Source organism: Acinetobacter sp. UBA3025 (genome assembly GCF_002367915.1).
Lineage (GTDB): Bacteria > Pseudomonadota > Gammaproteobacteria > Pseudomonadales > Moraxellaceae > Acinetobacter.
On the sequence record NZ_DFDO01000278.1, the window covers coordinates 10,281 to 10,893 of the forward strand.

1 protein-coding gene and 1 pseudogene are annotated in these 613 nt (G+C 41.3%); both read left to right on the forward strand.

Annotated features, from left to right (window positions below):
- A partial coding sequence (locus tag B4J23_RS11715) for a cation transporter (RefSeq protein WP_253161193.1) occupies positions 1–453 on the forward strand: 453 nt, incomplete at its 5' end.
- 11 nt (positions 454–464) lie between these two features.
- Positions 465–613, forward strand: a pseudogene (locus B4J23_RS11720) (ferrous iron transport protein A); the annotation flags it as partial.

Below are 613 nucleotides of genomic sequence, written 5' to 3' on the forward strand. Positions count from 1 at the left end.
GGATTGATTGCTGATTCTCTAGATATGTTTGCCGATGCAGCCGTTTATGGTATTGCGCTATATGCCGTCGGAAAAGCTGCGAAATATCAAGTGAAAGCAGCCCATTTCGCAGGTTGGATTCAGTTATTACTTGCTGTCATCGTGATTATTGATGTCATTAGACGATTCATGTTTGGAAGCGAGCCAGAATCAACGCTCATGATTGTTATTGGCCTGCTCGCACTTATAGCTAACGTGACATGCTTATATCTTATTTCTGGTCATCGAGAAGATGGCGCACATATGAAAGCCAGTTGGATTTTCTCGGCGAATGACGTTGTCGTAAATATGGGCGTTATATTTGCCGGTGTACTCGTGGCGTGGACGGGATCAGCTTACCCAGACTTAATCATTGGCATCCTGGTTTCTTTATTCGTGCTTAATGGTGCTCGAAAGATTTTGGCTTTGAAGTAAGAGTATCGAAAATGAATCTATTTCAAGTTAAACAAAATCAGATCGTCAAAATTAGAGATCTCAAAAAAGGTAATCAATACAGTCATACCACTGATCCCGTATTGGAACGGCTCCAACTATTAGGTTTTAGAGAGGGTGAAACTCTACAAGTACTCACTAA